The following is a 24,648-nucleotide window of genomic DNA, read 5'->3' on the forward strand; positions in this document are numbered from 1 at the left end:
AACCTCTGTCGTTGGAATTTTAATGCTTATTATGCACTTAATTGGAGTCATGGGCGTCGCTATTCTTCCGGGGATAACTATTGGAGATAAAATTATTCCAACTCTAGCTATTTCAAAGCTACATCCCATCTTAGCAGGTGTTTTCATTGGTGGACCTCTTGCAGCTATTATGTCCACAGTTGATTCATTTTTAATTCTGTCGTCTGCCACTATCGTTAAAGATTTATATATTAATTATATAAATCCAAACCCCGGAGATAACAAAATTAAAAAACTTTCGCTATTTACTTCACTATTTATAGGTGTAATTGTTTTTCTTCTATCTCTTGATCCTCCTGATCTTTTGGTCTGGATAAATCTTTTTGCTCTTGCAGGTCAAGAAGCAGCCTTCTTCTGTCCTATTGTTATGGGGCTGTATTGGAAAAGAGCTAACGCTCTTGGAGCTATGTCCTCCATGATTTTCGGAGTAGCTTCATACGTCTACTTTTCTGTTTTCAAAATTACCTTTTCTGGTCTTCACCAAATTGTACCAGTTATTGTTATGAGTTTAATAGTTTTTATTTTAGGTTCTTATTTAGGAGAGAAACCTGATGATGAAACTATCGATATTTTTTTCAATCTTTGATAAAAGCTCAAGTAATCTTATTATTTACTTTGATATTTTTTCATTTTTTATATATAATCTAAATAAAGAATTGAACGGTTACGGAGGATGCTTATGAAAAGTTTTTTAGAAGGTGTTATTAATAGAAACAAATATATGTGCGAACTAGGAAAAGTTGCTGACTACATTCCAGGGTTGTCAACTGCCAATAAAAGTCATCTAGGAATATGTATAATAGATACATCTGGTGAAATCGTTATAGCTGGGGATGCTGATATAAAATTCACTCTTCAAAGTATTTCAAAACCTCTAACTTTGATGTTAGCTTTGCTTGATAGAGGAGAAAAATACGTTTTCTCTAAAGTAGGTATGGAACCTAGCGGTGATGCCTTTAACTCCATTAGAAAATTAGAGACCGGTCGAATGAGGAAACCCTTTAATCCTATGATTAATGCCGGTGCTATCGAAGTATGCTCTATGATAAAAGGAAAAGATAGTTCTGAAAAATTTGAAAGAGTTCTCAATTTTATTAGATTGATATCTGAAAATAATAATTTGAAAGTCAATGAAGACATCTATAGCGGTGAAAAGGAAACTGGAAATAAAAACCGTTCTATGGCCTACTTTCTAAAAGGTGAAGGACTTATAACTGGAGATGTAGAAGATGTTTTAGATATCTATTTCAAACAATGCTCTATCGAAGTTACTGCCATTGATCTAGCTAAAATTGGATTATTTTTAGCTAGAGGAGGTGTTTTAAAAAATGGAGATAGAATCGTTAGCGAACACATAGCTACCATTGCTAAAACACTTATGACAACTTGTGGAATGTATGATGGTTCAGGTGAGTTTGCTATAAAGGTTGGTATTCCTTCTAAATCTGGTGTCGGAGGCGGTATTTTATCTGTAATTCCCGGCAAAATGGGTGTTGGCATCTTCGGTCCATCTTTAGACCTTAAGGGGAATTCTATAGGTGGTATAGCTGTTCTTGAAGAGATTGCAGAAAATTTTAAATTTAGTATCTTTAATTAAAAGGAGTTACTATGTTTAAATATTTTGATCATAAAGTTATAAAAACGGCTCTGGCTTCTTTCTTATCCTACTATCTTGCAGATTATTTTGGAATAAAATATGGTCTTACTGCAAGTATTATTGCCATTATTTCTATTCAAGCAACTAAAAGTGATAGTATAAAAATCACAATTGAGCGTTTCTTTGCGGTTATTCTAGGAATGTCTCTTTTTATTTTGTTATCATTTTTTTTAGGATACCATTACATTACTTTAGGAATATTTATTTTACTTTTTATGCCTTTATGTATTAAATTCAAGATTGTACAAGGATTCTTGGTTACAACTGTATTAGCAACACATATTTTAAGCGAAAAATCAGTATCTTTAGATTTTTTATTGAATGAATTTTATGTCTTAATTTTAGGTTTGTCCGTAGGAAATATTTTAAACCTTTATATGCCTACAAACTCTAAAAACATTGATTTAGTCAAGCTAAAAGTTGACTTGATTCTAAAACAAATTCTTTCCGATATCTCTGAAAGCTTAAAATGTAGTTGTGTATCTGTAAATGAGGATAAAAATTTCAAATCTTTAAAAGCTACTATCGAAGAGGGAAGAAAGTTTTCTTTATTGGATTACGACAACTCTCTATTTGATAAATGTAATGAAAATCTAAATTTTTTCTCTATGAGAAGAAGACAATATAGGATTTTAACTAGAATGAGGACGTGTTTTAAAAGATTATATATTACACATGAATACAGCCTTATTATTGCTGACTTTGTAGCTAAAGTTTCAGACAATGTTGAGATTGATAAAAAAACTACTCCATTAATCAAAGAACATAAAGAGTTGAAAGAACTATTCTCAAGTTTTCCTCTTCCTAAAACTAGAGCAGAATTTGAAAATAGAGCTACTCTATTTCAACTTTTACAAGAAATGGAGGAGTTTCTTAACGCTAAAATTGAATTCAAAAAAGATTATGACAATTGATCTAATCTTTAAATCCATTATAAAGGAGCGCTTATGTTAGATAGAAATAAAAGACAAATAAACTATTTAAGATTATCTATCACAGACCACTGTAACTTAAGATGCCAGTACTGTCTCCCTGAAAAACATACAAATTTTTATAACAGTTGCGACTTACTAAATAGTAATGAAATCGAAAAAATTGTCAAAGCCTTTTCCTTAATCGGCATAAAAAAAGTGCGAATAACTGGTGGTGAACCTTTAGTTAGAAAAGACTTTAAAGAGATTCTTAAAAAAATACACCACATTGATGGTATAGAAAAAATTGCAATTACTACAAACGGCTTTCAACTTTTAGAAAATTTAGAAGAGTTTAGAGAAAATGGATTAAATAGGATTAATATAAGTTTAGACAGTTTGAACGCTGAAAAATATAACAAAATTACCCGTGGTGGAGATTTTAATATAATTTTTAAAACTATTAAGGAAGCAACTTTAAAAAATTTTGAAAAAATACGTTTAAATGTTGTCATTATGAAAGATGTTAATGATGATGAAATTCTAGATTTTGTTAACTTAACTAAAGACTTAAATGTTGACGTACGTTTTATTGAAATAATGCCAATCGGCGAAGGAAAAAAGTTCACTTCTGTCAAAAATTCAGATATTTTAACTCTTCTACAAAAGCATTACTTGTTAGAAAAAACTTCTAATATTTCAACTGATGGTCCTGCGTCTTACTATAAAATTCCAAATTTTTTAGGAGAAATAGGTTTTATCAGTCCTCTTTCCAATAGATTTTGTGACAATTGTAACCGAGTAAGAGTAACTTCTAATGGATTTTTGAAACTATGTTTACATTATAATCAAGGAATTGATTTAGTCCCATATTTAGGAAATGATATCTCTATCGAAACTCTCGCAACGATTATAGAGCAGGCTATTTATAATGAAAAACCAAAAGAACACCAGATGGATAGTAGTGAGTATACCAGTAATATTGAATCAAAAGGAATGAACAAGATAGGAGGATAAACGTGGGAAAAATTGTTGCGATTTGCATAAGTGAAAATAAAGGAACTGAAAAAATTGTTGTTGAAAGTGGAAATTTAATCGAAAATTTTGGATTGGAAAAAGATGCTCATGGAGGAAATTGGCATAGGCAAATCAGTCTATTAGAAATTGAAAAAATTGAAGATTTTAATAAAAAAGGAGGAAATGTCGATTTTGGAGCTTTTGGCGAAAATTTAATAGTTCAGGGCATAGATTTAAAAAATCTTGCCGTTGGTAGCATCTTACAAATTGGTGATGCTCTTCTTGAAATAACTCAAAAAGGAAAACAGTGCCACCACCACTGTAAAATATATTACAGAGTTGGTGATTGTATCATGCCACGTGAAGGTGTTTTTGCAAAAGTATTAAAGGGAGGGGTCATTTTTCCAAATGATAGTATCAAGATAACCAAATCTCCAGTGGTCTTGGAAGCTTGTGTTGGTTCGTATAGCGAAGCTATTGCCGCTATAAATAAAGGTGCTAATAGAATTGAGCTTTGTGAAAATTTATATGAAGGTGGCACTACTCCATCCTATGGAACCATTAAAAAAGTTAGAGAACTAGCTATTCCTACTTTCGTAATGATTAGACCTAGAGGCGGAGATTTTTATTATTCTCAAGCTGAAATTGAAATCATGAAAGAGGATATTAAAATGTGTAAAGAACTCGGAGTTCTTGGAGTTGTTTTTGGCGTGTTAACAAAGGATAAAAAAATTGATTATCCTCTTTTAAAAGAACTTGTCGAGCTTTCAAAACCTATGAGTATCACTTTCCACAAAGCTATTGATGAAATCGAAAATCCAGAAAATGAAATATTAAACTTAGCTAAAATCGGGATTGATAGAATTTTAACATCTGGTAAAAAAAATACAGCTTTTGAAGGTGCTGAACTTTTAAACAAGTTTATCAACATTGCTCAAAATAAGATAAAGATTATTGTATGCGGTGGAGTTACATTTGAAAATTTCCAAGAAATTAATAAATTGATTCCAAATACAGAATATCATGGAAAAAAAATAGTTTAAAACCTTTTTAAAAATGACGAAATATATACTTTTCGTCATTTTTTATTATATTTTTCTTGATTTTTAGTCACTTTTATTTTAAACTATTTTAAGTTGTATATTAGTATTATTACATATGTAAATCAAAGGAGGTCAACATTTATGAAATTTTTTAGTAAAAAGTATATAAGTTTTTTTACTTCTTTACTTTTAACAACAACTATAGCTCAAGGAAAAGAATTTATCTCTTCTGCCAAGGGATATAATGGTGATATCAAAGTAAATGTCGATATTGTCAATAATGAAATCAAGAGTATCAAAATTTTGGAAGAAAAAGAAAGTGATTTTACAAAAGATGGAATGAACTCTATTATTGCCGATATTATTGAAACTCAATCCGTTAAAGTGGACAATGTTGCCGGTGCAACTTCTACCAGTGTTGGGTTGAAAAGAGCTGTGGATAGAGCTATAAAGGAATCCAAAGCTAAGTTAACTCCAAAAGAGAAAAAAATTGTAACCTACAATGATATTACGACAGATGTTGTTGTTATTGGTGGTGGTGGTGCTGGTCTTTCCGCTGCTATCGCTGCTAAAGACAATGGAGCAAATGTTATATTAGTTGAAAAGTCTGCTATTCTTGGAGGAAACACTAACTATGCCACTGGTGGACTTAACGCTGCTAAAACTTCTATCCAAAAAAAGAAAGGCGTTGAAGATTCTGTTGAAATTTTTATAGATGACACTATGAAGGGTGGAAAAAACACAAATAATAGAACTCTGGTTACAAAAATGGCTGAATCTTCTGCGGAAATCGTCGATTGGTTGATGAAAAAAGGGGCTGATTTGAGTGACCTTGGAAGAATGGGTGGACAGAGTGTAGATAGAACTCATAGACCTACTGGTGGGGCTCCCGTTGGACCTAATTTAATCGCTGCTCTTTCTAAAACTGCAAAAGAATCAGGAGTTGATATTAAACTCTCAACTTTTGCTGAATCTATTATATATGATGGTGAAGCTGTCAGAGGTATTACGGTTAAAGCACCTAATGGGCAAAAATACAATATACATTCAAAAGCGGTTGTTATTGCAACTGGTGGTTTTGGAGCTAATCCAAATTTAATTGTAGAAAATGTTGCTTCTCTGAAGGGATTTGGAACCACGAATCATAAAGGCGCTACTGGTGATGGAATCATTATGACTAGACCTCTTGGTGTAGACTTAGTAGATATGGAACAAATTCAAACTCATCCCACTGTTATTCCAACAAATAGTGTCATGATTACTGAAGCTGTCAGAGGAAACGGAGCTATTCTTGTAAATCGAGATGGAAAAAGATTTGTTAATGAACTGGACACTAGAGATGTTGTTTCTAAAGCGGAACTTAATCAAAAAGGTGGAAGTGCATATCTTATGTTTGATGAAAACGTTAAAAAAAGTTTAAAAGCCATAGATAGTTACGATAAAAAAGGGTACTTAATTAAAGGAGATAGTATAGAGGAGCTAGCTAAAAATTTAAATATTCCTCCTAAAGAATTAGAGAAAACTTTCTCAAAATATAATGAAAGTACTAAAGTTGGAATCGATTCTGAGTTCAATAGACAAAGTTTACCAACTCCATTGTCACAGGCACCATTTTATAGTGTAGAGGTCGCTCCTGCTGTTCATCATACTATGGGAGGAATTAAAATAAATGAAAATACTGAAGTTCTATCTAATAACAAGCCTATAAAAGGACTTTTTGCTGCTGGAGAAGTTACCGGTGGAATACACGGCTCTAATAGACTTGGGGGGAACGCTGTTGTAGATATAACTGTTTTTGGTAAAATAGCTGGAGAAAATGCAAGTATTTTTTCCAAATAATTGTTTATTTTAAAAACTATAAGTTTATAAAACGCATTTATTGGTTAATTAAATGCGTTTTTTATTTTATTTTTTTGAACTTTGTATTGCTTTATAGAACAATTTATGATAAAATCAGTTGAGTCTATACCACATCAATAGACTTAATATATTTCATAAATGGAAATTGTGAAAAGATTTTTTCAATTTTTACACTTATTCCATAAATTCACTTTATTATTTAGGGAGGAAAAATGTCTACAAAATCTGCAATAAAAAAAATGAGCTTTTTTGAGAAATTCTTAAACTTTATTGAAGTTACGGGAAATAAGTTGCCTCATCCGGTTGCCATGTTCTTTGGTTTCTTTGTGATAACTATTATATTTTCTACAATACTTTCTTATAGCGGTGTTTCTGTAAACTATAAAGAAATTTCAGGAGCTACTGGACAAGTTATTGAAAAAACAACTTATGTCCAAAATCTTTTAACTAGAAGTGGTATTAGAGGAATTTTTGGTTCAACAGTTAAAAACTTTACAGGACACGCTGCACTAGGTTCAATCGTTGTTGCTATGCTTGGAGTTGGGTTAGCTGAGGGAACTGGACTACTGAACTCTATAATTAAAAAAATTGTTATTTCAACTCCTAAACAACTTGTATCTGCTATAGTTGTTTTCGCAGGAGTTATGTCAAATATTGCATCAGATGCTGGATATGTTGTTTTAATTCCGCTTGGAGCAGTAATCTTCTTATCTTTTGGTAGACACCCACTTGCAGGTATCGCTGCTGCTTTTGCTGGAGTTTCTGGAGGTTTCTCTGCTAACCTTTTAATCGGTACCACAGACCCTTTACTTGGAGGAATCACTACAGTGGCAGCACAAATCGTCTTACCCGGATATTCTGTCACTCCTACCGCAAACTTTTTCTTTATGTTTGCTTCTACATTTTTTATCACAGCAGTTGGTGCTTGGATAACAGATAAGGTTGTTGAACCTAGATTAGGAAGCTACACTGGTCCTAAAGTTGATATTAGTGCAAATGATCAAATTAGCCCTGAAGAAAAAAGAGGTTTAAGAGCTGCTGGATTAGCTACAATCGGATTTATTATCATAGTTTTACTTATGGTTATACCTGAAAATGCTATCTTCAGATTGACTCCTGGAGAAATTACAAAGTTTATAGCTGATAACAATAGAGAACCGGGAACTATGGAAATTTTAAAACCTTTCTTCAGCGATTCTATTGTTTTTATACTTATGTTGGCATTTTTTATTCCTGGACTTGCTTATGGAGTTGCAGCAAAAACTGTAAAGTCACACAAAGATGTTATTAAATCCATGACTAAAGCAATGGCTTCTTGCGGACAAGTTTTAGTAATAATCTTTGTTTCTGCACAATTCGTTTATGTTTTTTCTAGATCAAATATCGGAATTGTTATTGCTGTTAAACTCGCTAATGTCTTGAAAGATTTAGGTATTTCTGGAATATGGGCAGCTGTAGGATTAATTTTCTTAACTGCATTCGTTAACTTATTTATTGGTGGAGCATCATCTAAATGGTTAATGCTGTCTCCTGTTTTTATACCTATGTTTGTTGAATTAGGATTAACTCCTGAATATACTCAATTAGCATACAGAATCGGAGATTCTACTACTAATATAATTTCTCCTCTAATGTCATATTTCCCTATTATAGTTGGATTTGCATCTAAATACGAGGAAAAAGAGGGGTCTATGGGGATTGGAACTATTATTGCAATGATGCTTCCATACTCATTGGTGTTCTTAATTGGATGGTCACTTATGTTTATTGCGTGGACTTACTTAGGACTCCCTATTGGACCTGGAGTTAGCATGTTTATATAAAATGAAGTTCAATATCTAAGCTATAGAAAAATGGCTATCAAGTATTTATTATTTGATAGCCATTTCTTTACATTTTACTTTAATCTCTTTTTCTTTTTTACATCTCTTTTTCTTCTCCAACATCAATTAAATCTATATATTTTTTCATCTCTTTTCTTGCACTCTCTCCTTTAGAAAAAATAGTTATTACTTCACCTGGATTTAAGGTTCTTATAAAACTATTTAGCATAACTAAATCCATACTTTTTTCACCACCAAAATAACTATTCTTTACACGCCCTATATTTGCAATCATAATGTCTATCGGATGATATATCAATGCTTTGATTATATTTTCATGATAAATTGTCTCACCTGTCACATATATTCTTTTTGAAGTCTCTGTTTTATCGACTATTGTTACTAAGTAGCCATTTGCCTTTCCTGAAGCAGGATTAGATAAAAATCCACCCCCTTTATAAGTTGGGATAGCTTCAACTCTAATTCTGTATCCTTTTATTTCCAATTCTATTTTTTTAAACCAATCTACAAAATAGATATTTGCATTTTTTTTATCTCTTAAATACTTACCGCACTCTTTTCTTGCAATAATTTTTGCTTCATCCTCTATAATCTTAACTCCTTCTTCATCAAAAGAATCAGGATTACACTCAGTAATCAACCAAAGTTTTATATTTCTAAAAGTGTCCCCTGTAGGAGACGCTAACTCAACATCACTCCCTTTTTTTAGAATAAAAGATGGATTGCAACCTATTTTAAATTTTTTGTCAACTTCTAAAAACCAACAAGTTTTTCCTAAAAATTTAAATTTAAACTCCATAATATCCTCATCCTCCCAAAATTTTTACTTAGTATATCTTTTCTAAAAATAAAATAATATTCCTTTTATTTAAAAAGGATTTTATTTTTTTAATCGTATCTAATATATCATAGTTTCTTTAATTAAATAAATTTAAAGGTGGTCTTATGGGTACAGATTTTGCAATTTTAGCATTTTTTAGTTTTATGTTAACCTATCTTTTAATTTGTGAAATATTCACTATTTTATTTAGACTCACTGGACTTACAGAGGAAACCGCACGTTTTCAAGTTATCTCCATGCTAACAAATTGTGGTTTCACAACCATTGAAAGTGAACTTATCACCTCTTCTAGGAAGCGAAGAAAACTTGCCTTTATAACAATTCTTTTTGGCTATATATTTTCAGTCACTATAGTTTCAATGGCTATAAATTTCTTTATGAGATTAAATGATGGTAATAGCTTTCATTTGATTGTTAAAGTTATTATGACAATTATAGCTTTCATCATTACATGGTATTCCTTTTTAAAAATAAACTTTATAAAAAATAATTTTGATAAATTTATAAGTAAAATTGGTATTAAAACAATGTTTAAAAACCAACATAACCCTATTATGATTCTTGAAGTTTTCAAATCTGAAGTTATTGCTGAAGTTACCATTACAAATCTTCCAGAAGAACTATACCAAGTCCAATTAAAAAATTCCAATATTCGCTTGAACTACACTCTTCAAATTTTAACTATTAAAAAAAATGATGATACATCCGTTGATGTAACGGGAGACACTATTTTAGAAGAGGGAGATAAAATTATTATTTTTGGTTCTTTGAAAAATATAAAAAAACTTTTTATAAAAGAAAAAGATTTTTCATAGATTGCTATTGATGTTTTTTAATTTATGAGGTATGTTTGTAATAACCCTAAATTATTTTTTAAAGGAGGCATTATGAAAAATATAGTATTTGATATTGGTAATGTACTGCTAGATTTTCATCCACAAGAATTTTTAAAAGGATTAGGATTTGAAAAAAATATTGAAGAAAGGTTATATAAATTAATTTTTTTAAGTGACGAATGGCAAGAGTTGGATCGTGGTTCTATTGATTACGAAATTGCTGAAAAAATCTTTAAAACAAAAGCTCCAGACTTAAAAAAGGAGATATCTGTTGTACTTGATAAGTGGCATGAAATGCTTACTCCTATAGAAGCAAATGTCAATCTTTTAAAAACATTAAAAGATTATGGATATAATATATATTACCTCTCTAATTTTCAAAAAGATATCTATGAAAAAATGTATAACAAATACGATTTCTTAAGAATTGGAAATGGTGGAGTTATATCGTACCAAGTTAATACTCTAAAGCCTGATCACTTTATGTATGCAATCCTTCTTTCAAAATATAATTTAGACCCTTCTGAAACACTGTTTATAGATGATAACTTCGATAATATTGAGGAAGCAAAAAAAATAGGTTTCCACAGTGTTTTATTTACAAATTGTGATGAACTTAAAAAGTCTATCACACCATTACTTTAAATATAAAGACAAAACTAGAACATATAAAAAAGAACTCTTTGAACACAGACACAAAAGAGTTCTTTTTATTTTTATCTTTTTAAAATATTTCTTTTGAAATTAAAAAGGAAAAGTGAAATATTTTCAATAAATTAATTATAGATATCACTATATTTGGAGGTTTTTATGAAAAAAGCACTTGTTATTTTTAAAAGTGGAGATAATCTTGACTTAATAATCGAAAGCTGTCTTTCATTAAAAAAGGAGTTTGGTTTTGAGATAACCCCTGTTTATGCTTTAAATGTAAATCCTTTTATCAGTAACTCTGAAGATGCTGCAAATCTTCTTGAAGATTTTTCTGAATTACAAGATGATTTTTTGGATAAAACAAAAGAAAAATTAATTGAACATAAACTGAATGCACATCTTCTCAGTATTGTTCAAATTACTACAGAAAATTTAAAAAATCTTTTAAGGTTAAATGATCTTCTCCTTTATCAAGAGGGATTATTTTTGGGAGACCTTTTTTTAGAAATTTTGAAAACTATCTACAGACCTATCATAATCTTAAGAGGCAAACCTTTAACCTTTGAAAATATCGGAGTAACATCTGATGATGGCATAAAAATCAATAAAAGTGTCTATAGTTTTCTAACTTTATTCTCTTCAACAGATATTGAAAAACTTGATGTTTTTACATGGAACTATAAGAAAAAAGATCATGTCCTTCTTGAGCTTATCCATGATAAAGGAGTACTTCCCAATTTAAGAGGTTTTTCATCTTCTCTGGATGATATTAAAGATTTTTATTTTGAACTTAATAAAACCTCTCTTCTGATTATGGGAAATCTTAGTTACTCCTTCTTTCTCGAAAAAATAACTAATCGTATGGGTTTAAATATCTTAGAACACGTTAATTCCCCAATTTTTATAGGTTAAAACCATTTTAAAAGAGACTGATGAGTCTCTTTTTCTATGTTATAAGATATTTTAGCGTAAAAATTTTATAAAATTTTTTAACGAGAAAAAGAAATAAACTTTTATTTAGTATATACTAACATAATACTTTTATAATAAAAGGAGGGAAATCTATGTTGCACTTTGTACACGACTTTGAGTTTTTGGGATTAGCTAAAAAAAATTTTACTGATGACTATGGAAATGAGATGAGTCAGCTCTATTACATATACAAATGTAAAAAATGTCATAAAATTAGAATCAAAGAGCTTATGGTATCTAAAGCTGATGAATCTGATGGAATCCCTACAGTACTGGGGTTATATCGTAACGCTCTTGATTGTGATGTAATTAAGGCAATTGAAATTTCTTAATGTTATTATAAATTAAGGAGGATACTAAATGTTTTTTAAAGAATTTAAAGAGTTTGCTATAAGAGGAAATGCCATAGATTTAGCTGTTGGTGTTATCATAGGTGGTGCTTTTAGTAAAATTGTTAACTCTATTGTTAACGATATTTTAATGCCTGTTATCGGTATATTTTTAGGTGGCGTTAATTTTAGTAACTTAAAATATATTATTAAACCTGCTCGAGGAACAATACCTGAATCTGCTATGCGATATGGAAATTTTATTCAATCTGTTGTTGATTTCACAATAATTGCATTTTGTATTTTTTTAATGGTTAAAGGAATTAATCACCTTCGCAAAAAAGAGGACACCCCGTCCGTTCCCACTCCTACAAAAGAGGAGATATTGTTAACAGAAATCCGAGATCTTCTAGCTAAAAAATAATTTTTTATAAATAACAAAAAGGATTGCCTTAATGACAATCCTTTTTATTTTCTTACTTGCTATTATCGAACTCTAATTTTATTTTATCCAATATTTTTTCATTTTTTAGTAGCTTTATACCTGTCAAAGTAAGAGCTAGTACAGCTTCCTCAATCCCTTTATACGCCCCACTTTCAATCGTACACTCCGCTAACTCTCTACTGTGACTTGTCACTTCTTTATATAACGGTAAATACGGATGAATTGTTGCACACACATGGCTCACGTCTCCCGCATCAGTTGATCCACTCTCTTCCGAATCCTCCATCTCAGTTATACCAATATCTTTTAAACTTTCTTCATAAAGATTCATTAAAGTTTTATTCGTAACTAAATCTAAAAAACTTGTTTCATAATTTTCTATTTCCAATTTAGTTCCTGAAGATATCGCCGCACCTTTTGCACAATTAAGAACTTTTTCTAAAAGTATATCTAACTCTTTTTTATTTCTTGATCTCACATAAAAATTAGCTATAGCTAAGTCTGGAATTATATTAGCCGCCTCTCCACCCTTTGTAATGATACCGTGTACTCTATCAGTTGGCAATATTTGTTGCCTCAGTGCATTTATTGTATTGAATAAAGTAATTATAGCATCTAAAGCGTTTATACCTAAATGAGGCGATCCTGCAGCATGAGCAGTTTTCCCTTTAAATGTAAATTGTAAAGCTTCCATGGCCTGACTTGAACTACTTCTCAAATGTAAATTTCCACTCGTAGGATGAACTATCATAGCTACATCTATATTGTCAAAGGCTCCAGCTTTTACCATAGCCACCTTCGCACCATCAGTTTCCTCAGCCGGTGTTCCAATTACTAATACTTCTCCACCATATATATTTACAAACTCTCTCAAAAGTATTCCTGCAGCACTACTAGTTACCCCTAGAAGGTTATGACCACATCCATGACCAATCTCCGGAAGAGCATCATATTCTGCCAAATATGCTATCCTCGGTCCTGGATTTTCTCCTGCATAATTTGCCAAAAATGCAGTTTCAATTCCACAATAACCTTTTTCTATAAAAAAACCATATTTGCTCAATATTTCACAATGTTTATCTCTTGCTTTAAACTCTTTTGAACCTAACTCTGGATTTTCAAAAAGATAGTTATTTAACTCTTTTAATTCTTCAAAAATTTCTAAGTATCTCTTTTTTAACTCTGATATAATTTTTTCCAAATTCATCCCTCCTAATTTATTTTTAAATTTTTATTTAATATAAATCCTTTTCTTTTTTCTTTTCTATTGATAAACATAGTTTTAGCTAGATAGATTGCACTAAAGCCAGCTACCAATTTCGCTACAATAAATGGTAAAATATTATCGGGTGAAACTCCTGCCACAAAACCTAGTTGACCCCCAAAGACATATGATCCAGCTACTGAAAATGCACTATTTATTATTTTGCTATTGCCATCCATCTTATTAAAAATTCCAAACATGGGTATACTACTCACTAAAGATGCCATAAATCCAGCTGTACCACTTTCGTCTACTCCCAACAGAGAGCCCATTTTTTTTAAAGTCTCTTTAAAATATTTTTCTATAAAATATAAAAGTGGATAAGCTCCACTCAATGTTAGAGTCACTCTTGTAACAATTTTCATACTTTCATCTATTGGATTTAATCCTTGAATTATCGAGTATCCAAACATAGTCTCTACAATGGTTAAAATTAATCCTAGTGTTATAACTACCGTCATTGCTTTTCCAAATATATCAAACAGTTTACACGTTCTCTCTGGAAAAAACCATAATCCTACACAAATAACTCCCGAAAAAATTGCCACTGGGATTAAATTATATACGATTAATCTCACATCAAGTCCCATCATTATACCTGCCACAAAGCATCCCAATGGAATGGTAGCAACTCCACTCAATATTCCTTTAGAAAAATTTTCTTTTGATAAATTATCAATAATCCCAAACGCTACTGGCATTGTAAAAATAACTACTGTTCCCAACATAGAACCCAATATTACACCTGAAAACTCCACTAAATCTTTATTCATAGCTAAATCTCTCGCTAAAAAATACCCACCCATATCTGTTGCCAAAATAGAATTTATATATATTGAAGGATCAACTCCAGTTAAAAAGTAAAGTCTTTCAACAAAAGGTTTTGAAATCTTCGATATCAAAGGAGTTATCGATAATATTCCTAACATTGCTAATATTAAAGGACCAGCTACATTTATACCCTCTTGGAATCTTTTTCCATACCCTAACTTATTCCCAAAACATCTATCTAATGCTCCTAAAACTGCAAAAAAAGTTAGAATAAAAAATATAACTTTCAATTTTAATCCTCCCAATTTCATTTTATGAATTGATTATATCATGAATACAAAAAAAATCTAGTACTAACGTACTAGATTTCCCTTAATTTTTGCGTTATTTCAACACTTTACTTCTAAATAAATCAAACACTTCTTTCACTGATAAAATCTCATTAATTTTCCATGCATCTTTTCCTGCAAAGAAAATTCCTTCCAAAGAATTACCCTCATGCCCCTTTATTAAGCTGTCCTTCACACAAAATTTTCTACTACATTTTTTTAAACAACTTGTACATTTTTTTGGAGTTAACTTCTCTTCATCAATGACTCTTTTTACATATGGTGATAGTATCGCATTGGCTGGAAGCCCCGCTGAGCTCATAATTTGAACTACATCTCCCTCTTTTGAGTTAACATACATCTCTTTGAACTCTTGGCTTACTTCACACTCTTCAGTAGCAATAAATCTGCTTCCCATTTGAATTCCATCCACACCTAAAGCCATCATCCTTACAGCATCTTCCGGAGTAATAACTCCCCCCGCTCCAAAAACTGGAATTGAAACTCCTTTTACTATCTCTTCCACTATATCCCAAGAATCCTTATCCGTTCCTAGATGTCCACCAGCGTTACCACCTTCAACGACAATTGCATCTGCACCTAATTTTTCAGCTATTTTAGCTAATTTTAGACTTGAAACTATTGGAATAACTTTCACTCCTGTACCTTTGACAGTTTCAAAAATATCTCTTGAAAAACCTGCTCCACAAATTATCATATCCACTTTTTCTTCTATTGACACTTTCACTGCTTCTGCAAAGTTTGATGCGGCAACCATTATATTTACACCTAGTGCCCCACCTTTTTTTATTATCATCTCTTTTGCTTTTCTTATTTCCTCTCTGAACTCTTCTGCTGGAATGGCTGTTCCTGATATTACACCGACTCCTCCTTGATTGGCTACTGCTGCTGCCAATCTTGACATTGATGCTCTAATCCCCATTCCTCCTTGAATAATTGGTACCTCTATACTTAAATCTCCTATTTTCAATTAAATTCACCTCCAAATATAATAACACTTGTTATAATAACATATGTTATCAAAAAATGGAAACTTTTTTTAGATATTTTTCACCTTTGCTTCCAAACAAAGTGAATTAGGGCTATTTAAATCATATTTTCAAAAAATATTTTATATGTTCTGTACGTTTCATATACATCCAACTTTGAAGATACTTCAAACGGTGAATGCATCGCTAGAAGCGCTGGACCTACATCTATTGTTTTTATCCCCTCTTCAGCTAAAAACATTGCTACTGTCCCACCTCCACCTTCATCTACTCTACCTAGTTCACCAATTTGCCAAGTTATTCCATGTGTATTTAACAGATTTCTAATACTCCACACATACTCTGCATCAGCGTCATTTGTTCCACTTTTTCCTCTAGCACCTGTAAACTTAGTCACAACTATACCATAATTTAATTTCGCTGCATTTTGAGCCTCATGGACACCTTTAAATATAGGATCGATTGCCGCATTTACATCCGAAGAAAGAGCATTTGAATTCCAAAGAACTTTTCTTAAATCTAAATCACTATATGTTCCTTGAATTTTACTGATTAAGTCACTTGTGAAATATTCTAAATAATTGGATTGTAACCCTGTTGATCCATGTGATCCTGTTTCCTCTTTGTCCGCTAAAAAGCATACAGCTGTCTTTGTCGGAATTCCATCTATATCTAATATCGCTCTCAATGAAGTATATCCACAAACTCTATCATCTTGCCCATAAGCACCGATAAGAGATCTATCTAATCCTACATCTTTAGCTTTAAAAGCTGGAACTAACTGAAATTCTGCCGATATAAAATCTTCCTCTACCATACCGTAAGTCCTATTTAATTCCTCTAAAATCTGATATTTTATTAAATCTTTAATTTCACTATTTTTGATTTCAGTTGGTATAGAGCCTACTATGATTTGTAACTCCTCTCCCTTTATAACCTCTGAAGTTTGCCTATCTCCTTGAAATTTCGCTGCCAAATGTGGTAATAAATCTGGAATTGTGAATACAGGATCATCCTCTTTTTCACCTATCACAATCTCTTTTCTCTCTCCATTAGCTAAAATAACAACTCCATGCAAAGATAATGGAATAGACGCCCATTGATATTTTTTTATTCCACCGTAATAATGAGTTTTCATATATGCTAATTCTAACTCTTCATACAATGGATTTTGCTTCAAATCTATCCGTGGAGAATCAATATGAGAAACCACATAATTTATCCCATTTTTTATGTCCTCTTTTCCTACTACTGCTAATACCAAGTTTTTTTCTCTATTTACATAAAAAACTTTGTCCCCAGCCACCAATCTCTCTTTTGTACTAGCACATACAAAACCATTTTTTTTAGCTAACTCTAAACCAAATCGTACATACTCTCTTTCTGTTTTCCCCAAATCCAAAGAAGTTTTATACTCCTCACAAAAATCAAATACTTTACTTCTTTCTAACCCTTTGTTCTTCCACCCATTTTCTTTTTTTAATAACATCTTCTCCTCCTTTTATTCATCATAAAAATTTTCAAGATTATCTATTTGTGAATACACAACTGCTGCCAATTTGTGAGATAAATGTCTAACTCTTTTTTCTAAATCTATTTTTATCAAAGGTTCTTTTATTACCTTCACTCGCATTTTTTTCAATCTATTTAAATCTAGTTCTACAGGAGTACTCCCCTCATCACTATATCTTTTAAGTATCTCCTCTGGTATCTCTACAGAGTTGACTATAACTTTATCAATCATATCAAAACCTACGTGTCTATTTATTGATTCTATATGATCTGCAACACTGTAATTTTCTGTTTCACCCATCTGTCCCATAGCATTACATATATATATCTTTTGTGCTTTTGATTTTTTTAAAGCCTCCTGCATATTCTCTAGAAGTAGATTTGGAATAATACTCGTGTAGAGACTACCTATTGAAAAAACTATCAAGTCAGCTTCCTCTATAGCTCTGATATTCTCTCTTGGACTACTCACTTTTCCATCATAAAAAACCCTTTTTATTTTTTCTCCTAAAACCGGTATATCTGATTCGCCAAATACAAATCCACCACTTATTTTTTCTGCCACTAATTCTATTTTTTCCAAAGTTGCAGGAAGTATTTTTCCATTTATATTAAAAAGTTTCCTAAGTCTTCTCAGTGCAACTTGTACATCTCCCGTGATTTCTGTCATTGCCGTTATCAATAAGTTTCCTAGGGGATGAGCTCCTATTGATGAATCTTCTCTAAATCTATACTGAAAAACTTCCTCTATTAAAGGTTCCACATTACTCAACGCTATCATCACATTTCTTAAGTCGCCTGGAGCTGGTATATTGAACTCTTTTTTTAAAATACCACTACTCCCGCCACTATCTGCAACAGATACTATAGCTGTTATATCTATTGGAAAGTGCTTTAATCCCCTCAATACTACAGAAAGTCCACTTCCCCCTCCTATTACCACTACTTTTGGATTTCTCATAACTATTCCCCTTCTCTTATTTTAATTATACTCATATTTTATAACATTCTTTTGCAAAAAAAAACTATATTTGTTAAAATAGTTGTATATTTTAATTAATGGAGGGGTTTTATGAAAAATAATCATGGAGCAAATCTTCATCAACTAGCAGAAACACTGGGTATCAATGAAAAACAACTTATCGATTTTAGTTCAAATATAAACCCTTTTGGTCTTAGTCCTAAAGGACTAAAAAAGCTAAAAGAAAATTTATATCTTGCAACCACATACCCTGACCCTGATTATACAAATTTGAAAGCTAGTATCTCTACTTATTGTAATTGCAATCCAGAAAATATTGTTTTAGGAAGTGGAGCTACAGAGCTTATCTCTTCTACTATTGAAGTTATAGCTCCTAAAAATACTTTACTTCTAGCACCTGCATATTCTGAATATGAAAGTGAACTTATCAGAAGAGGTTCTAAAATCACTAAGTTTTTTTATGAAAAAGAAAATAATTTTCAAATCAATATAGATAATCTCATCTCTTTTATCTCCTCTAATTGTTTTGATATGATTGTTATCTGTAACCCAAATAACCCCACAGGAACACTAATTTCTATTGAAGATCTTGAAAAAATTTATTTAACTTTTAAAAAACCGATTATGATTGATGAAACATATATTGAATTTACAGATTCATCTAAGACTTCAGCTATCAATTTAGTTAACAAATTTGATAGAATTATTGTTATTAGAGGAACTTCTAAATTTTTTTCTACACCCGGAATCAGACTCGGATATTCTATTGTTTCAAAGGGAGATATCTTAACATCTCTGAAGACCGTTCCAAACCTTTGGAATATCAATATTTTTGCATCTATTATGGGAGAGGCTATGTTTAGAGACAATAATTTTATTGATATGTGTCATAAAAATTTCGCTGAAAATTTCAATCTATTGTTTGAAGGTTTAAAAACATTTAAAGAGTTCAAGATTTACGACTCAAAAAGCAACTTCATTCTTTGTGAAATTTTAAGTTCCAAGTTTGATTCAAACACACTTTATAACTATCTATCTAAAAAAGGAATTATTATTAGAAAAGCCCAATCTTTTGATAAATTAGATGAAAAATTTTTTAGAGTTTGTGTGCTGACTAAAGAAAATATCAATCTTCTACTAAAAGAGATTGAAACGTTTACACGGAAATATTAAATACGGAGGAATCATGTTAAAAAAAATTTTGTTTTTAAGTTCGGTTACACTCTCAACGGTAAGTTTTGCTCAATATGAGCCTTGGAACTTCACCGTTCTAGAAGCGAGTCTTATCAAGGGAAATGCTTTACCAAATGGTTGGGGAACTTCAGAAAAAGATGTTGTTTTTGAAATACAGGGTACAACTAGGTATAATCTTCTAGATTTATACTGGTTTGTTGATAGATCAAATATTTTTAAAAGCTCCAATTTGAGTGATAAAAACGGTATCGACGATAACTACACATACGGTGAAATCTCACCAAGAATATCAATAGATGGCTTAACTGGAACTGATTTGTCATTTGGTCCTGTATCTGAATGGTTTATTGCAACTCAATTCGATTTTGATAATGTTCATGGTAAAAGTCAATGGACTGGACAAAACGAAGGGCTTAGAAAATACTATATTGGTATTGGTAACTATGTATCTATTCCAGAAATGAAGTATATGAAGTTCGATTATTTTAAAACAAATCTATATGCTAGATATGTCGAAAAAAATTATGGTCGAAATGAAGATCAATGGGATGGCTATCTATTCAACATTGCTTATGGTGGAACTTTTTACAAATTTGAAAATGGGATGAAATTCGGATTCAGCGGATGGCTCGACTATGATTTTGGTGCTAAAAATAATTCGGATTATAACAAACAAACTCACGATTCTTTACAGTGGCAAAATCAAATTAGATTCTATCTAAATAATAATCTTTCCATAAGTTATACCTATCAAATAAATAACCATTTTTCTCAAGTTAATCAAAATAGCTCAAATAAAAATAATGAGTCTTTTGGTATTCATTATGCTATCATGTTTTAGTTTATGAAATAGCTATCTATATGACATAACTTAAAAAGTTCACCAATAACTTAAAACTAAAAAACTCCTCTTTTTTAAAAAAGGAGTTTTTTTATATCTGTCTAGAAAACAAATTCTACTATTTTTTTAAAATTTCTTCAATTTCGTAGTCGTATTTTGGCATTTTATCTCCTAATCTTCTATTTCCATTCTCTGTTATTAAAAAATCCCCTTCATATCTCATTCCACCAAAATCCAAATATTTTTTTACTTCTTCATAGTTGATATACTCCTTAAATTTCCCCTCTTTTTCCCACTTTTTTATCAACTCCGGAATAAAATAAATTCCCGGCTCTATTGTTAACACGTACCCAGGCTTTAACTCTTTTCCCATTCTTAAAGATTTTAATCCAAATTGAATCTCTCTTTTTGTCACATTATCATAACCTACATTATTTTCACCAAAATTTTCCATATCATGAACATCTAGTCCTATCATATGACCTAAACCATGTGGAAAAAATAAAGCGTGTGCTCCTGCATCCACTATCTCATCCACACTTCCCCTCATAATCCCTCTTTTTATTAAGCCTTCAACCAAAACTTTACAAACTTCTAAATGAACAGATTTATTTGTTACTCCAGGTTTTGTACACTCCTCAGCTCTATCAAACATCTCTATTAGCAGGGAATAGATATCTTTTTGTCTAGAATCAAATCTTCCTGAAACTGGAAAAACTGTTGTCATATCTCCACAATATCCATTTTCTAATCTAGCCCCACAATCCAATAAAACTATATCTCCCTCCTTAAAAATATTCCCATGAAAGTGGTTGTGTAGAATTTGTCCATTCGTTGTACAGATAGTATGAAAAGATGTTGTTGCATTATATTTTTTAGCAACAGCTTCCAACAATGCTACCAACTCATAACCTTTCATTCCAACTTTCACATTTTTCATAGCTACCAGATGCATTTCCCTTGTAACGTTTGTAGCCTTTTCCAATTCCGCAATTTCATAATCCCTTTTTAAACTCCTCATCTCTATTATTCCATCTACTAGTCTTTTTGAAAATTTTTCGTTTACCTCGTCTAAACTCAGCCCCAATAGCCTAGATATTTTTAAGCTATTTTCAACACGATACTGATTGGTAAAATGGATAATTCTTTCATTATCTTTATCCCTCTTTAGTATCTCTTTCATTTTTTCTAGTTCCACAAAATTTTCTATTCCTACATCTTTAGCTCTCTCTTTAAAAGTTCTCTGTTGCCCCATCCAAATTATGTCATCCATTGTAAATTCTTTTCCAAATATATAATCTTCATCACTATCTACATCCATAACTCCAACTAAATCTGGTGAGTTTAATCCAAAATAATATAAAAATGTGGAGTCTTGTATAAAGTTATAGCTATTATCTGAGTATGACATTGGTGACTCCGAATTTCCCACAATTAAAACCAAACCGTTTCCCACCAACTCTTTTAATCTTTTCCTTCTTGAAATGTAGACATCTTTATCAAACATAAAAACTTCCCCCTCCTTTTACAATAGTATTTTAAAAATACTATAGCATATTTTTTTGATATTTTTTAATTTTTTATCCTCTAAAAAAATTTAAAAACAAATTTAACACAAGATATTGTGTTATTTTTTCAAACTAAACAATATATATTGTGTTTTTTATTTTTTTCTATGAATTTTTTTTGCTCGATTTTTTTTATTTTGATTATTTTTTCAACTTTACTTTTCTTTAATAACCCTGTATTTTTCTGTCAAATATTTTTTTTTAACCATTTTATTAACCATTTTTACTTTTTTACACATTTGTAGAATTGTATAAAAATGTGTATAATGGTTGAAGAAAAAATAAAAATGGGGTGATTTCTTTGAAAGAAGTTATTAAAAGAGATGGATCGACTGTAAACTTTGATAAAAACAGAATTATTAGAGCCATTACTATGGCCTTTAACCAGAAGGAAAAACTATTAAATACTGATCTTATTGAGAAAATAGCATCTCAAATAGAAAACCTTGATACTCCTAAGATGCACGTCGAGGAAATTCAAGATATTGTTGTAAAAAAACTTATGGGTTCCTCTGAAAAGGATATTGCACTTTCTTATCAAGAATATCGTACTGTTAAGAATGAACTTAGAAAAAAGGAACAAGTTATATACAAAAAAATTGGTGAATTAATTGATGCCTCCAACGAAGATATGCTAAATGAAAACGCCAATAAAGATGGTAAAACGATATCTGTACAAAGAGATTTGCTAGCAGGTATCTCCTCGAAAGACTACTATTTGAATAGAATTCTTCCGAAACACCTAAAAGAAGCCCATGAAAGTGGAAGAATCCATATACACGATTTGGATTACCTTCTTTTTAGAGAAACTAACTGTGAATTAGTTAATATTGAACAGATGTTAAAAGGAGGATGTAACATTGGAAATGCTAAAATGTTAGAACCTAACTCTGTCGAGGTTGCAGTTGGACATATTGTACAAATTATAGCTTCTGTTTCTTCAAATACCTATGGAGGATGTTCCATCCCTTATCTTGATAGAGCCCTTGTTCCATATATCATTAAAACTTTTAAAAAACATTTTGCTAAAGGTTTAAAGTATATAGAAAGACTATCTCACGATAATATCGATTCAATTATCTCTGTGGGTGACATCAACTACTCTAATGAATCTTTAAAAGCTAAATACCCCAACGCTTTCGACTACGCCGTGGATATGACTGAAGAGTCTGTAAAACAATCTATGCAAGGTTTAGAGTATGAAATCAATAGTTTATCCACAGTCAATGGTCAAACACCTTTTACTACAATTGGAATAGGTACGGAAACTTCATGGGAGGGTAAACTTGTCCAAAAATTCGTCTTCAAAACTAGAATGGAGGGATTTGGATCTAAAAAAGAAACCGCTATATTCCCTAAAATTGTTTATGCTGTTTGTGACGGTTTAAACTTTAATCCAGAAGATCCAAACTGGGATATTTCTCAACTTGCTTTTGAATGTATGACAAAATCTGTTTATCCAGATATCTTATTTGTTACTCCTGAGCAAGTAAAAAACGGTACCGTTGTCTATCCTATGGGATGTAGAGCTTTTCTATCTCCTTGGTGGGATAAAGATGGAAATGAAAAATATTCTGGTAGATTTAATATAGGGGCTACTACAATTAATCTACCTAGAATTGCGATAAAGAACAAAGGTAATGAAGCTGGTTTTTATAAGGAGTTAGATGAAATTTTAGAACTTTGTAAAGAAAATAGTATATTCAGAGCCAAATATTTAGAAAATACCCCAGCAGAAATTGCTCCTATCCTATGGATGGCTGGTGCTCTATCTGAAAAGAAAGCTAAGGAAACAATTAAAGATTTGATTTGGGGTGGCTATGCCACTGTATCCATAGGATATATTGGTCTTAGTGAAGTATCTGAACTTATCTACGGTAAAAATTTCGCTTTAGATGAAGAGTCCTATATCAAAACATTTAAAATTTTAGAATATATTTCCAAAAAAGTTAAAACTTTTAAGGAGGAAACAAATTTAGGATTCGCTTTCTATTCTACACCTTCTGAATCTCTTTGTGATAGATTTGCTCAGATAGATTTAAAGGAGTTTGGTTCAATCGAAGGAATAACTGATAAAGAGTACTATGATAACTCTTTCCATGTTTCTTCTAGAATTAAAATAAATCCTTTTGAAAAATTAAGGTTGGAAGCTCCTGGACACACTCTAGCAGCTGGTGGACATATAAGCTATATTGAAACTGACTCTTTAAAGAAAAATCTTGAAGCAGTATACCAAGTTTTAAAGTATGCCCATTCTATTGGAATTCACTATATGGGAATTAACCAACCGGTTGACAAGTGTCATATTTGTAATTTTAGTGGTGAGTTCTTAGCAACAGAAAGAGGATTTGAATGTCCTCAATGTGGAAATAACGATTCAACTAAAATGAATGTTATACGAAGGGTGTGTGGATACTTAGCTCAACCCGATTCTAGACCTTTTAATAAAGGAAAACAAAAAGAGGTTATAAATAGAGTTAAACATATGTAAAATGATGGGAGATTGATTATGAACTATTCTGGTATTAAATATACAGATATGATTAATGGGGAAGGTATTAGAGTTAGTATTTTTGTAAGTGGTTGTTCGCATTATTGCAAAGATTGCTTTAACTCTGACACTTGGGATCCAAATTATGGTTCTCTATTTACTGAAGAAATTGAAAATGATATTTTAAACTATTTTGAAAAATATGACAAAAGTATAAAAGGATTATCACTCTTAGGAGGAG

General features: G+C 31.2%; 23 protein-coding genes and 1 pseudogene. 17 read left to right on the forward strand and 7 right to left on the reverse strand.

Features of this window, described 5'->3' with window-relative positions; genetic code table 11:
• From ACWI69_RS09105 to ACWI69_RS09140, 8 genes and pseudogenes are all read left to right on the forward strand, one after another.
• On the forward strand, nucleotides 1–625 hold a 625-nt coding region (locus ACWI69_RS09105; RefSeq protein ID WP_448821529.1), incomplete at its 5' end, for a sodium:solute symporter family transporter.
• A gap of 93 nt (nucleotides 626–718) precedes the next feature.
• Complete coding sequence (gene glsA / locus ACWI69_RS09110) at nucleotides 719–1,636, forward strand: glutaminase A (RefSeq protein WP_448821530.1); 918 nt, start codon at nucleotides 719–721, stop codon at nucleotides 1,634–1,636.
• A gap of 11 nt (nucleotides 1,637–1,647) precedes the next feature.
• Nucleotides 1,648–2,610 carry an aromatic acid exporter family protein gene (locus ACWI69_RS09115; protein WP_448821531.1) on the forward strand — a complete coding sequence of 321 codons (963 nt, stop codon included), beginning with the start codon at nucleotides 1,648–1,650 and terminating at the stop codon, nucleotides 2,608–2,610.
• A 33-nt stretch (nucleotides 2,611–2,643) separates the two neighbouring features.
• Entirely contained in the window at nucleotides 2,644–3,624 is a 981-nt protein-coding gene (moaA, locus tag ACWI69_RS09120; protein WP_448821532.1) for a GTP 3',8-cyclase MoaA, read from the forward strand.
• Between the two features lie 2 nt (nucleotides 3,625–3,626).
• Nucleotides 3,627–4,031, forward strand: a pseudogene (locus ACWI69_RS09125) (MOSC domain-containing protein); the annotation flags it as partial.
• 30 nt (nucleotides 4,032–4,061) lie between these two features.
• A complete protein-coding gene (locus ACWI69_RS09130) occupies nucleotides 4,062–4,667 on the forward strand; it encodes a copper homeostasis protein CutC (RefSeq protein WP_448821551.1) in 606 nt (201 codons plus the stop codon).
• A 141-nt stretch (nucleotides 4,668–4,808) separates the two neighbouring features.
• Complete coding sequence (locus ACWI69_RS09135) at nucleotides 4,809–6,506, forward strand: flavocytochrome c (protein WP_448821533.1); 1,698 nt, start codon at nucleotides 4,809–4,811, stop codon at nucleotides 6,504–6,506.
• A 233-nt stretch (nucleotides 6,507–6,739) separates the two neighbouring features.
• On the forward strand, nucleotides 6,740–8,350 hold the full coding sequence (locus ACWI69_RS09140; protein ID WP_448821534.1) for an AbgT family transporter: 1,611 nt from the start codon (nucleotides 6,740–6,742) through the stop codon (nucleotides 8,348–8,350).
• 97 nt (nucleotides 8,351–8,447) lie between these two features.
• Here ACWI69_RS09140 and ACWI69_RS09145 read toward each other — a convergent pair whose 3' ends face one another.
• On the reverse strand, nucleotides 8,448–9,170 hold the full coding sequence (locus ACWI69_RS09145; RefSeq protein ID WP_448821535.1) for an MBL fold metallo-hydrolase: 723 nt from the start codon (nucleotides 9,168–9,170) through the stop codon (nucleotides 8,448–8,450).
• Nucleotides 9,171–9,316: 146 nt separating this feature from the next.
• Between ACWI69_RS09145 and ACWI69_RS09150 the strand changes: the two genes are divergently transcribed.
• The 5 genes from ACWI69_RS09150 to mscL all read left to right on the forward strand — a co-directional run bounded on the left by ACWI69_RS09150 (nucleotide 9,317) and on the right by mscL (nucleotide 12,424).
• On the forward strand, nucleotides 9,317–10,027 hold the full coding sequence (locus ACWI69_RS09150) for a TrkA C-terminal domain-containing protein (RefSeq protein ID WP_448821536.1): 711 nt from the start codon (nucleotides 9,317–9,319) through the stop codon (nucleotides 10,025–10,027).
• Between the two features lie 72 nt (nucleotides 10,028–10,099).
• Entirely contained in the window at nucleotides 10,100–10,693 is a 594-nt protein-coding gene (locus tag ACWI69_RS09155; protein WP_448821537.1) for an HAD-IA family hydrolase, read from the forward strand.
• 165 nt (nucleotides 10,694–10,858) lie between these two features.
• The gene (locus ACWI69_RS09160) at nucleotides 10,859–11,611 is read left to right on the forward strand and encodes a hypothetical protein (protein WP_448821538.1); all 753 of its coding nucleotides are present in this window, start codon (nucleotides 10,859–10,861) and stop codon (nucleotides 11,609–11,611) included.
• A 152-nt stretch (nucleotides 11,612–11,763) separates the two neighbouring features.
• Entirely contained in the window at nucleotides 11,764–12,003 is a 240-nt protein-coding gene (locus tag ACWI69_RS09165) for a hypothetical protein (RefSeq protein ID WP_448821539.1), read from the forward strand.
• Between the two features lie 28 nt (nucleotides 12,004–12,031).
• Nucleotides 12,032–12,424: a large-conductance mechanosensitive channel protein MscL gene (gene mscL / locus ACWI69_RS09170; protein ID WP_448821540.1), complete on the forward strand. Its 393-nt coding sequence runs from the start codon at nucleotides 12,032–12,034 to the stop codon at nucleotides 12,422–12,424.
• Nucleotides 12,425–12,476: 52 nt separating this feature from the next.
• Here mscL and ACWI69_RS09175 read toward each other — a convergent pair whose 3' ends face one another.
• From ACWI69_RS09175 to ACWI69_RS09195, 5 genes are all read right to left on the reverse strand, one after another.
• Nucleotides 12,477–13,652, reverse strand: coding sequence for a M20 family metallopeptidase (locus ACWI69_RS09175; protein ID WP_448821541.1), 1,176 nt, complete (start codon nucleotides 13,650–13,652; stop codon nucleotides 12,477–12,479).
• Between the two features lie 5 nt (nucleotides 13,653–13,657).
• Nucleotides 13,658–14,770, reverse strand: coding sequence for an ethanolamine utilization protein EutH (eutH, locus tag ACWI69_RS09180; RefSeq protein ID WP_448821542.1), 1,113 nt, complete (start codon nucleotides 14,768–14,770; stop codon nucleotides 13,658–13,660).
• A 94-nt stretch (nucleotides 14,771–14,864) separates the two neighbouring features.
• On the reverse strand, nucleotides 14,865–15,800 hold the full coding sequence (locus ACWI69_RS09185) for an NAD(P)H-dependent flavin oxidoreductase (RefSeq protein WP_448821543.1): 936 nt from the start codon (nucleotides 15,798–15,800) through the stop codon (nucleotides 14,865–14,867).
• A gap of 116 nt (nucleotides 15,801–15,916) precedes the next feature.
• The gene (locus tag ACWI69_RS09190; protein ID WP_448821544.1) at nucleotides 15,917–17,308 is read right to left on the reverse strand and encodes an aminopeptidase; all 1,392 of its coding nucleotides are present in this window, start codon (nucleotides 17,306–17,308) and stop codon (nucleotides 15,917–15,919) included.
• Nucleotides 17,309–17,320: 12 nt separating this feature from the next.
• Nucleotides 17,321–18,292, reverse strand: coding sequence for a gluconeogenesis factor YvcK family protein (locus ACWI69_RS09195; protein WP_448821545.1), 972 nt, complete (start codon nucleotides 18,290–18,292; stop codon nucleotides 17,321–17,323).
• Between the two features lie 111 nt (nucleotides 18,293–18,403).
• Between ACWI69_RS09195 and ACWI69_RS09200 the strand changes: the two genes are divergently transcribed.
• Together ACWI69_RS09200 and ACWI69_RS09205 are read left to right on the forward strand one after the other, a co-directional pair.
• A complete protein-coding gene (locus ACWI69_RS09200; RefSeq protein ID WP_448821546.1) occupies nucleotides 18,404–19,486 on the forward strand; it encodes a pyridoxal phosphate-dependent aminotransferase in 1,083 nt (360 codons plus the stop codon).
• Nucleotides 19,487–19,499: 13 nt separating this feature from the next.
• Nucleotides 19,500–20,348 (forward strand): outer membrane protein OmpK, encoded by an 849-nt coding sequence (locus ACWI69_RS09205; protein WP_448821547.1) that lies wholly within the window; start codon nucleotides 19,500–19,502, stop codon nucleotides 20,346–20,348.
• 118 nt (nucleotides 20,349–20,466) lie between these two features.
• Here ACWI69_RS09205 and ACWI69_RS09210 read toward each other — a convergent pair whose 3' ends face one another.
• The gene (locus ACWI69_RS09210; RefSeq protein WP_448821548.1) at nucleotides 20,467–21,855 is read right to left on the reverse strand and encodes an aminopeptidase P family protein; all 1,389 of its coding nucleotides are present in this window, start codon (nucleotides 21,853–21,855) and stop codon (nucleotides 20,467–20,469) included.
• A 362-nt stretch (nucleotides 21,856–22,217) separates the two neighbouring features.
• Here ACWI69_RS09210 and nrdD point away from each other — a divergent pair, with 362 nt between their 5' ends.
• Together nrdD and ACWI69_RS09220 are read left to right on the forward strand one after the other, a co-directional pair.
• Nucleotides 22,218–24,407, forward strand: a complete 2,190-nt coding sequence (gene nrdD, locus ACWI69_RS09215; protein WP_448821549.1) for an anaerobic ribonucleoside-triphosphate reductase — start codon at nucleotides 22,218–22,220, stop codon at nucleotides 24,405–24,407.
• Nucleotides 24,408–24,425: 18 nt separating this feature from the next.
• On the forward strand, nucleotides 24,426–24,648 hold a 223-nt coding region (locus ACWI69_RS09220; RefSeq protein WP_448821550.1), incomplete at its 3' end, for a 4Fe-4S cluster-binding domain-containing protein.

The organism is Cetobacterium sp., from assembly GCF_977044495.1.